Source organism: Butyricicoccus faecihominis (assembly GCF_024462775.1).
Taxonomy (GTDB): Bacteria; Bacillota; Clostridia; order Oscillospirales; family Butyricicoccaceae; genus Agathobaculum; species Agathobaculum faecihominis_A.
In genome coordinates, this window is record NZ_JANGCE010000036.1 from 25,492 (window position 1) to 34,369 (window position 8,878).

Genomic DNA, 8,878 nt, shown 5'->3' on the forward strand with positions numbered 1-8,878 from the left:
GGAAAGAGAGGAGAAACCGTTATGAAAAAATTACGCGTGCTGCTTTTGGCCCTCTGTATGCTCCTGTCGCTGTCTCCCGCCGCGTTCGCCGTCGGGAGCTTGATCGGACCAAGTCAAAGCGCGATCGACCGGATGAATCAAATGCGGGAAGAACTGGCCAAACAGCAGGAGCAGACCAAAAGCATGTCGGCGCTCATGGCGCAGGTCACAGAAAAGCAAGCGCAGGCAGGGGAGGCGGCGAAATACCTAAATCAGGCCCGCGATTTGCAAAGACAGGCGGAAACCAGCGGCAAACCCACGCAGATGCCCGCCGATATGAAGCGGTATTTGGATGAAAACCGTTTGAATTACGACCGCGCGGCTGCGGGCGGGTACAGCGCGCAGCAGTGGCGCAAGGTGACCGGCAGTCTGGAGGATCAGTTCGACAAGCTGGGACTGGAAACGCAGCAGTTAATGGTCAAGGTACAAAACACTATGGGGGAGTATAACGCCTCTTCCTCGATGCCTTCGTCCTCGCGCGGACAAAGCCTGTTTTCCACCGCGGGAATAGGAAACACCGATCTGCCGCCCATTGCCACCAGCCTGATCGTGGGCGTCATTCTGGGTATGGCGGCCATGTGGGCGATCGAGCGTTCCAGACAGCGGAGAAGCCACCTATGACCACGATGCGTTTATGCGCGGCGCTGGCCGCCGTCTGCTACGGCGTATTTGCCTGCACGCGAAAAAAACTGCCTTTATTTTTTAAAATCCTTTTATACGGCTGTATCAGCTACCTCATGGGCGCTTTGTTCACCGCGTGTTACACGCTGGTGTATCAAGCGCCGCCCCGCGGCTTCCATGTGGGGGTGCTGGGCAATATCGGCGCGTATTTCTTTTTGCTTTCCGCCTATTTCGGCGCGATCGACCGACTGGCGGACGGCGGCGAGGCGGCATACCGCGGTTACCGCCTCGCGGCGCTGCTCGCGCCGCTTCTGATCGCGGGAATCGCGCTGTCCGCCGTCGTGCAAAGCGGCCCGGCGGCCTGTCTGCCGCTTCTGCTGCTGGCGGTCCCCGTCGGTCTGACCTTGTATTTTGCGTGCAAGCACCTGATCCTGCCCGATGTCGAGATGGGGATCATCCGGGTCATGCGGCCCTATAACTTTCTGGTCATTTTGTTTTGCCTGTGCGAAACGCTAACGCAGGTTCCGCAGCTGCTCCCGAACGTACAGACGGCGGCGGGCATCGGCGCTTGCCTGATTCTGGTGTTCCTGCTGCCCGTGGCGGAAAGGGGAGTGCGCAAATGGTTTATGTGATCTTTTTATGCATCACGCTGCCCCTTTTGCTGATGCTGCCCATTTTGGATCAACGGGCGCGCCGGCTGGTCGTTTTTCTGCTGTTGGGCGCGGTAACGGCCGTGTCGGCGTATGAGGTAAACACGCTGCTCTATCCGCTCGCCGAACTGCCGCCCCGCGCGTTTACGCAGGTGATCCCGCCGGTCGTGGAGGAGCTGCTCAAGGCAGCGCCCGTGTTCGTCTACGCCGTTTTTCTGGAGGACGACCGCAAGCTCGTGCTGCCGGTCGCGATGGCGGTCGGCGTTGGCTTCGCCATCGTGGAGAACACGGTCATTCTGGTGCAGAATATCGAGGCGGTCACGCTGGGCTGGGCGGCGCTGCGCGGCTTTTCGGCCAGCCTGATGCACGGCCTTTGCACCATGGCGGTGGGCGCGGGCGTCACCTATGTGCACAAGCACAAAAAGCTGTTCTATACCGGTATTTTTGGACTTTTGTCCATGGCGATCACGATGCACGCCCTGTTTAATCTATTGATCCAATCGAGCTGCTACATTCTTGGCATGGCCATGCCGCTGGCGCTTTACGGGCTCTTGTATCTGGCGCGCAAAAAAAGCACGTTAAGACTGCCCTTTTTGTCTTATTAGCGATGAAGCAATAAAAAGAGCCTGACTCGACTTCTCGCGCCGATTATGCTAAAATAGTGGCAGAATAGACGGCAAAAGAGGGGGAGACCGCGCGTATGTTTTTTACGCCTATCGACTATGAACGCTGGGAGCGCAAGGAATATCTGGAGTGCTTTCAAAAAACGGCGATCTACATTACGGCCGATGTGGATATTACGGCGCTATATGGACAAATCAAGCGGCGCGGCCTGCGGCTGTACCCCGCGCTGGTCTACTGCGCGGCAAGGGTGATCAATCAGGATCAGGCGTTCCGCTATGCCCGCGATACGCAGGGGAACATTGGTCTATGGGATGTGGTGCACCCATACTATACCGTGCCGCGGTTGGACGACCGCGCGCTGTTCTCTATGAAATGTACCGCGTACACGTCCGATTTTACGGCGTTTTATGAGTCTTTCTCGAAGGATTACGCACAGGCGGAAACCTGCGGCAGGCTGCTTTGCGACCCCAAGCTGCCGGAGAATATCTGCGGTATCTCGATCACGCCGGAGCTGGGCTTTACGGCCTTTGGCTTTGGCGGCAGCCCCAAGGAGGATTTCACGCCCTTCACGCTGTTCGGCAGGTTCCGGCGCGAGGGGGAACGCATCCTGCTGCCGGTCGCCGGGGAGTTTTCGCACGCCGTCAACGACGGCCTGCATATCAGCCGCTTTTTTCAGCAGCTGGAGACGGTGGGCAAAACATTGTTTCCCCAATAAAAAAACAGCAGCTCCATAGGGAGTTGCTGTTTTTTTTAATCAATCAGGCTTAGATCGAAATGATACCGGTCACGCGCAGCAGTTCGCCCGCGAGGATGCAGACGATCATGATCGGGGCGATCCAGCGGATCATGACCTCGAACAGGCGCTTGCGGTGGAAGACGAAGGTATGCTCGACTTCCTCCGAAACAATCTTGGTACCGGCCACATGGCCCACCAAAATACAGGTGAGGAAGGCGACGACCGGCATGAGAACCGAATTGGAAATGAAATCGAAGAAATCAAGGAACGCCATGCCGAGGATTTGTACCGAGGCGAGCGGGCCGTAGCCAAGGCAGGACGGCACGCCCAGAACCAGAATGACCGCGGTGACCAGCATGGTCGCGGAGCGGCGGCCCCAGTGCAGCTTATCGCGCACAATGGAGACCACGGTCTCCATCAGCGAAATGGACGAGGTGAGCGCCGCGAACAGCACCAGCAGGAAGAACGCGCAGCCCACCACGCGGCCCATCCACATGCGCTCGAACACCTTGGGCAGCGTGCCGAACATCAAACCGGGGCCCGCGTTGATACCGGAGGGGTCGCCGCCGTTGAAGGCGACGACGGCGGGTACGATCATCAGACCCGCGATAAAAGCGATCGCGGTGTCGAAAATCTCGATCTGGCCGACCGAGCGCTCCAGATTGCCCTGCTGCGTGTAGGAACCGTAGGTGATCATAATACCCATGGCGAGCGACATGGAGTAGAACATCTGTCCCATGGCGGCCAGCACGGTGGTAAAGGAAAAGTCCGAAAAATCAGGCAGCAGGTAGAATTTTAAGCCCTCCATCGCGCCCGGCATGGTCAAGGAGAAGGCCGCCACGACAATGGACAGAAGCACCAAAACCGGCATAAGGAATTTGGATACTTTTTCAATGCCCTTTTCCACGCCCAACAGCACGACAACGGCGGTGAGCAGCACGTACAGAAGGAACCAGAACAGCGGCGTGGCTAACAGGCCGCTGCCGACAAAGCCGATAAAGTTGCCGAAATAAGAATCGCCCGCAAGCGCGGCGCCGCCGCCGGATACATATTCAAAGAAATATTTCGCCACCCAGCCGCCGATGACGCAGTAGTACGGCGTGATGATGACAGGCACCAGAGCGGCCAGCCAGCCGAGGAAGGAAAAACGCTTATCAAGCGCCTTATACGCGCCGATGCAGCTCAACCCGGTGCGGCGGCCGATCGCGATCTCCGTGATCATCAGCGCGAAGCCGAAGGTAACGGCGAGGATCAGGTATACCAGCAGGAAAATGCCGCCGCCGTACTTGGCCGCCAGATAGGGGAACCGCCAGATATTGCCCAGCCCCACCGCCGAGCCCGCCGCGGCCAGCACAAAGCCGATGCGGCTGGAAAAACTACTTCTCTTTTTCTCCATGTTACATGAAAACTCCTTATCGTTTCTCTTTTTCCGCCTTACCCCCGGCGGGTTCATTCCATCAGGTTAAAATCGCGCAGATAGCCGTATGCGTCCAGCAGATTGGAAAGATGATAGTCCGCCACGATATCCGCCTGACAGGGCGTCGCGCCTTCCGGCAGGGGTGTGGCTTCCACCCCTAATGTTTGCAGCCGCGCCGCGTTTTCCCGCCCGATGCGGCCGGATTCATCCATCGCGCAAAGCGCGGTCAGCTCCTGCAGCATGGTCCCGGCGAGCTGCTCGCAGCCGCGCAGATAAACGGCCTGCCGGTCGTGGTCCGCGTGGCGGAACAGGTTTTGCTTCTCATAGATCGCAAGCTCGTCCCCGATGCGGCCAAGCTGCGCCTGCAGCGAGGAAAGATCGGGGTAGCCGCCCCTTGCCACGCGCGCGCCGATGTAATCGGGCAGCGTTTGCAAATAATGCATGAAAAGCTGGGCGATCTGCCGCCGGTTGTTGTAGGGCTTTACCGCGATATTGATGATAAGCGCCGTGCCCAGACCGATCGACGTGTCGAACAAGCGGTTTACGCCATACAGAAACGCGCCGTCCGCCGGCGATAGGCAGATCGAAACGAACACGATGCACGCGAGCGGCACGGCAAATTGCAGCTGTAGCCGCACGCACAGAAGGATCAGCGCGACAATGCCGACCGCAATGCCCACATACCGGTAACCGGGCAGCAGCGTGACGAACAACCAGCCGAAGCCCGCGCCGAAAAAAATGCCTGCCAGCTGGGTCAGGCAGGACTGGACAGCGTCCCCAAGTGTGCGGTTCATCGCAACAATAGCGCCGATCGCGGCAAATATCGGCGCCGGGCTGCCGCGCAGATCGGCAAGCAGCAACGCAGTCGCAACCGCGGCCGCCGTTTTGACAGTCCGCAAACCGACGTGCGGCAGCAGCTTGCTCATATGGTATACGCCTCCACAATATAATATCGCTATTATACCACAGCGGCAGGAGCAAATAAAGCTATTAGCACTCGCTAAGCGCCGCTGGTGGTATAATGATTTAATAGGCGGTATAATAGCCGTTTCGCGGCTATTATACCATGGATGGGCCGATTCTACAACCCAAAAATAAATTTTCAGCTTTACCGCCCTGTGAAACAAGGCTGTGGTATACTAGCCGCAAAACGGCTATTATACCCGGATAAAATTAATTATACCACCAGCGGCGCCATAATGAGTGCCGATTGCTTTAAAATGCCTTGCCGCTGTGGTATACTAGCCGCAAAACGGCTATTATACACGGATTAAATCATTATACCACCAGCGGCGCTTAACGGGATGTTTAGTGCTTACTTTTCTTTGCCGCTGTGGTATAATAGCTGTAAAGCAGCTATTATACTCGGATTAAAATCATTATACCATCAGCGGCGCCTATCGGATGCACGAGACCTCTCGTTTGCCTGCCGCTGCGGTATAATAGCTGTAAAGCAGCTATATAATAAGGAGCGTTTATTAATGAAGCAATATAAATTCGGCGTCATCGGCGCGGGCAATATGGGAATGGCGATCACAGAGGGCGCGGTGCGCGCGGGCTTTTTTACGCCCCAGCAGGTGCTGCTGTTTAACCGCAGCGAGGAAAAACGGGCGAAAAACGCCGCCGCGGGCTACGCCGTGACCGGCGACTATACCGAGGTGTACCAGAACTGCGATACCGTCGTTTTGGGCGTCAAGCCGCAAAACTTTGACGAGCTTTTGCCGGTACTGGCCGCCAATACGCCAGAGGAAAAGCCGCTGCTTCTGTCCATCGCGGCGGGCGTGACCTTTGCAAAAATGGAAAAAGCGCTCGGCGCGGATACCGCGATCATTCGTATTATGCCCAATACGCCGCTGATGATCGGCGAGGGCGCGTCCGCATTGGTGAAAAACGCGGCGGCAGAGGATGGTCAGTTGGATTTCGCGGTCAAGCTGTTCGGCACCATGGGCGTTACCGCCGTGTTTGCGGGCGAGCAAATGCTCAATGAAGTCATTCCTTATAACGGCTCGTTCCCGGCCTATGTTTATGCCTTCGCGGACGCTATGGTGCAGAGCGCCGAGCAGCACGGCATCGGCGAGCGGCAGGCGCTCGAGCTGGTCTGTCAAACCATGATCGGCTCGGCCAAAATGCTGCTCGCGGGCGGCAAATCCCCGGCCGGGTTGATCCGCGCGGTCTGTTCGCCCGGCGGCACGACGCTGGAAGCCATGAACGTGATCGAAACGCGCGGCCTTGCCGGTATCCTTGCCGAAGCAAGCGATAAGTGCATCGCCCGCGCCTATGAATTGGGTAAATAAACGGAATCATACAGCGCCGCCTGCAATCGATTTATTGACTTTGCACGCCCTGTGTGGTAAAGTGATTGTATCCAGAATCATGAGAGGAAGTGGATACCGTGAAAAAATCGACGAAATTTAAAACAGGTATGCTTCTGATGAGCCTAGCGGTTGCGGCCGGCGCTACCACTGCGGCCATCTTATTACAAAAAAAGCGCGAAGAAGAAGTTTATCACGAGGCCGAACTGAAGGCGATGGATGAGCTGGAAGAAATGATGCGCGCCGAATCCGAATGCGATTCCTGCTCGTGCGCCGAAGAATGCGCCGCGGCGGATGCTGAATATCAGGACTCGTTCGATGAATCCGTGCCCGAAGAGGAGCCGGAGGACGAGGAAGACGCCGAACCGGCGGACGATACGGACGAAGAGGCATAAACCAAACCAAATATCTGCGGGCGGAGAAGCCATTCTCCGCCTGTTGTTTTCTGCAAATGGAAGGAGCAATACGCCATGATCGAATACGAAGGCCGCGTTTTTCGGCCCCCGTCCGAGGCTTACAGCCTGATCGTGCAGGTCACGATCGGGTGCAGCCACAATAAATGCACCTTTTGCGATATGTACAAGGAAAAGCAGTTCCGCGTGCGGAAGCTGGAGGAGGTCAAGCACGATTTTGATATCGCGCGCCGCCAGTACCGCCGCGTCGAGCGCATCTTTTTGGCCGACGGCGACGCGCTCATGTGCCGCCCCGCGCATCTGGCAGAGATCTTGCGCTATATCCGCGAGCTTTTCCCCGAATGCGAGCGCGTGACGAGCTATGGCTCGCCCGCGTCCATTCTGGTTAAGCAGCAGGCCGATCTTGATCTGCTGCACTCGCTCGGTCTGGACATGATCTATCTGGGTCTGGAATCCGGTTCGGACGAGGTGCTGCGCCGTATCAATAAGGGCGAAACCGCCGATGAGATCGTCCGCGCGGGGCTAATGGTCAAGCAAGCGGGCATGAAGCTATCCGTCACCTGCATCGCGGGCCTTGGCTCCAAGGAGCTTTCGGAAGAGCACGCCGTTCAAACCGCGCAGGCGCTTTCCCGTATGAAGCCGGAATACATCGGCCTGCTCACCCTATTGTTTGAACTGCCCACCCCGCTGATGCGCGACTGGCAGGAAGGACGCTTCTATCTGATGAACCCTATAGAGATCGCGGAGGAAACGCTTACGCTTTTGGAGCATATCGACGCCGAGGGCAGTGTGTTCCGCGCCAATCACGCCTCGAATTATGTCAATCTTGCGGGCACGCTCAACCGCGACCGCGAGGATATGTGCAGCCGCCTGCGGCAGGCGCTTGAGGGGAAGATTGGTTTCCGCAGTGAAGCGTACCGAGCAAGATAAATAAAAATTTGTGTAAAATTTTATGCAAAAACAATAGAATTATCGCCCTGAGGTGTTAATTCTGTGAAAGTTTCAAATTTTACGGGACAGACGCGCTTTTTTGTGGTATACTGGTTTCGTATTTTGAGATAAGAATAGCCACGAGTATTCCGGTTGGAGGACTGTTAATGGATTCCGTTTCCCACGTAAGGGTCGCGCACCTGCTGCTCGACTATGTTGAACAGACTTGCGGCGTGACTTTTGACCGCGGCGGTTTTGTCTACGGCAACCTGAAGCCCGACCTGACAGGCACCTACCTGACCAAGCGCCACTATCCCTCCCTCATGTTTGACGAAGTGATGGAAAAGATTCGCGCGTTCACCGAGCGCTACACGATCGGGCCGGATAACGGCCACGAGCTTTCGGTCGATCTCGGTGAGATCTGCCACTTTATGACCGACTTCTTTACTTATCCGCATAACGACGATATATATGACCGCAACCTGCTGGCGCATTATGTGTATGAAAAGCGCATCGCGCTTGTTATACGCCGCCGCATGACCGAGGCCCGCTTTGAACGCTGGGCCGGGCCGATCATCCCGCCCCTGACTGTGGACGCGCTGATCTCCCGCATCGAGGGCATGCACGGCAGCTACCGCGAGCAGAAGCGCCGCCACTGCATCGATGACGACATCATGCATGTTTGCCGCGCCACCGCCATGCTGGTGCTTTCGGTGATCAATATTGCGTATGTGCCGGAGGAAGCCTCGGCCGCCGCGCTCGCTTAAAAATAGGTATTATAAAACACCCGCCGCAGATTTTCTGCGGCGGGTGTTTTTGCTGTGCGGCCTTATTAAGAGAGTCATACCATGCCAATCAGAGCAACGCCACCGTCCGCCATATTTCAATCCACGCGCCCACGAGGGAGCGACCTTCGCGTGAAACGAAAAAAAGGCTATACGGTAATATTTCAATCCGCGCCTCCGAGAGGGGAGCGACGGCCGCTTACGCTGCCTTGCGAACGCTCCACAGGTGATTTCAATCCACGCCCCCGCGAGGGGAGCGACACCAGCGCGGGCAGCCCAGCCGCCATGTCCTCGGTATTTCAATCCACGCCCCCGCGAGGGGAGCGACACCAGCGCGGGCAGCCCAGCCGC

The 8,878-nt window shown here is 57.0% G+C and carries 10 protein-coding genes; 8 read left to right on the forward strand and 2 right to left on the reverse strand.

Annotated elements, in window-relative coordinates:
• Window positions 1–21: 21 nt before the first annotated feature.
• From NE562_RS15190 to NE562_RS15205, 4 genes are all read left to right on the forward strand, one after another.
• Window positions 22–660, forward strand: coding sequence for a hypothetical protein (locus tag NE562_RS15190; RefSeq protein WP_280963264.1), 639 nt, complete (start codon window positions 22–24; stop codon window positions 658–660).
• Window positions 657–1,292 carry a permease gene (locus NE562_RS15195; RefSeq protein WP_280963265.1) on the forward strand — a complete coding sequence of 212 codons (636 nt, stop codon included), beginning with the start codon at window positions 657–659 and terminating at the stop codon, window positions 1,290–1,292. The genes NE562_RS15190 and NE562_RS15195 overlap by 4 nt, the downstream gene beginning before the upstream one ends.
• Window positions 1,280–1,915 (forward strand): PrsW family intramembrane metalloprotease, encoded by a 636-nt coding sequence (locus NE562_RS15200; RefSeq protein ID WP_280963266.1) that lies wholly within the window; start codon window positions 1,280–1,282, stop codon window positions 1,913–1,915. Before NE562_RS15195 ends, NE562_RS15200 begins: the two co-directional genes overlap by 13 nt.
• Window positions 1,916–2,010: 95 nt before the next feature.
• A complete protein-coding gene (locus NE562_RS15205; RefSeq protein WP_280963267.1) occupies window positions 2,011–2,649 on the forward strand; it encodes a chloramphenicol acetyltransferase in 639 nt (212 codons plus the stop codon).
• Window positions 2,650–2,698: 49 nt separating this feature from the next.
• Here the strand turns inward: NE562_RS15205 and NE562_RS15210 are convergent, their stop codons facing one another.
• Window positions 2,699–4,066, reverse strand: a complete 1,368-nt coding sequence (locus tag NE562_RS15210) for a sodium-dependent transporter (RefSeq protein ID WP_280963268.1) — start codon at window positions 4,064–4,066, stop codon at window positions 2,699–2,701.
• A 53-nt stretch (window positions 4,067–4,119) separates the two neighbouring features.
• The gene (locus NE562_RS15215; protein WP_280963269.1) at window positions 4,120–5,013 is read right to left on the reverse strand and encodes an FUSC family protein; all 894 of its coding nucleotides are present in this window, start codon (window positions 5,011–5,013) and stop codon (window positions 4,120–4,122) included.
• Between the two features lie 555 nt (window positions 5,014–5,568).
• On the opposite strand from NE562_RS15215, the gene proC reads away from it, so the two are divergent.
• The 4 genes from proC to NE562_RS15235 all read left to right on the forward strand — a co-directional run bounded on the left by proC (window position 5,569) and on the right by NE562_RS15235 (window position 8,509).
• Window positions 5,569–6,381: a pyrroline-5-carboxylate reductase gene (gene proC, locus NE562_RS15220; protein ID WP_280963270.1), complete on the forward strand. Its 813-nt coding sequence runs from the start codon at window positions 5,569–5,571 to the stop codon at window positions 6,379–6,381.
• A 98-nt stretch (window positions 6,382–6,479) separates the two neighbouring features.
• The gene (locus NE562_RS15225) at window positions 6,480–6,794 is read left to right on the forward strand and encodes a hypothetical protein (protein ID WP_280963271.1); all 315 of its coding nucleotides are present in this window, start codon (window positions 6,480–6,482) and stop codon (window positions 6,792–6,794) included.
• Between the two features lie 75 nt (window positions 6,795–6,869).
• Window positions 6,870–7,742 (forward strand): radical SAM protein, encoded by an 873-nt coding sequence (locus NE562_RS15230; RefSeq protein ID WP_280963272.1) that lies wholly within the window; start codon window positions 6,870–6,872, stop codon window positions 7,740–7,742.
• Between the two features lie 167 nt (window positions 7,743–7,909).
• The gene (locus NE562_RS15235) at window positions 7,910–8,509 is read left to right on the forward strand and encodes a zinc dependent phospholipase C family protein (RefSeq protein WP_280963273.1); all 600 of its coding nucleotides are present in this window, start codon (window positions 7,910–7,912) and stop codon (window positions 8,507–8,509) included.
• The last annotated feature ends 369 nt before the right edge of the window (window positions 8,510–8,878 follow it).

Bases quoted from the DNA above. Each gene is read 5' to 3' on its own strand.
- NE562_RS15190 (WP_280963264.1), top strand. From the start codon at position 22: ATGAAAAAATTACGCGTGCTGCTTTTGGCCCTCTGTATGCTCCTGTCG.
- NE562_RS15195 (WP_280963265.1), top strand. From the start codon at position 657: ATGACCACGATGCGTTTATGCGCGGCGCTGGCCGCCGTCTGCTACGGC.
- NE562_RS15210 (WP_280963268.1), bottom strand. From the start codon at position 4,066: ATGGAGAAAAAGAGAAGTAGTTTTTCCAGCCGCATCGGCTTTGTGCTG.
- NE562_RS15205 (WP_280963267.1), top strand. From the start codon at position 2,011: ATGTTTTTTACGCCTATCGACTATGAACGCTGGGAGCGCAAGGAATAT.
- NE562_RS15235 (WP_280963273.1), top strand. From the start codon at position 7,910: ATGGATTCCGTTTCCCACGTAAGGGTCGCGCACCTGCTGCTCGACTAT.
- NE562_RS15215 (WP_280963269.1), bottom strand. From the start codon at position 5,013: ATGAGCAAGCTGCTGCCGCACGTCGGTTTGCGGACTGTCAAAACGGCG.
- NE562_RS15200 (WP_280963266.1), top strand. From the start codon at position 1,280: ATGGTTTATGTGATCTTTTTATGCATCACGCTGCCCCTTTTGCTGATG.
- proC (WP_280963270.1), top strand. From the start codon at position 5,569: ATGAAGCAATATAAATTCGGCGTCATCGGCGCGGGCAATATGGGAATG.
- NE562_RS15230 (WP_280963272.1), top strand. From the start codon at position 6,870: ATGATCGAATACGAAGGCCGCGTTTTTCGGCCCCCGTCCGAGGCTTAC.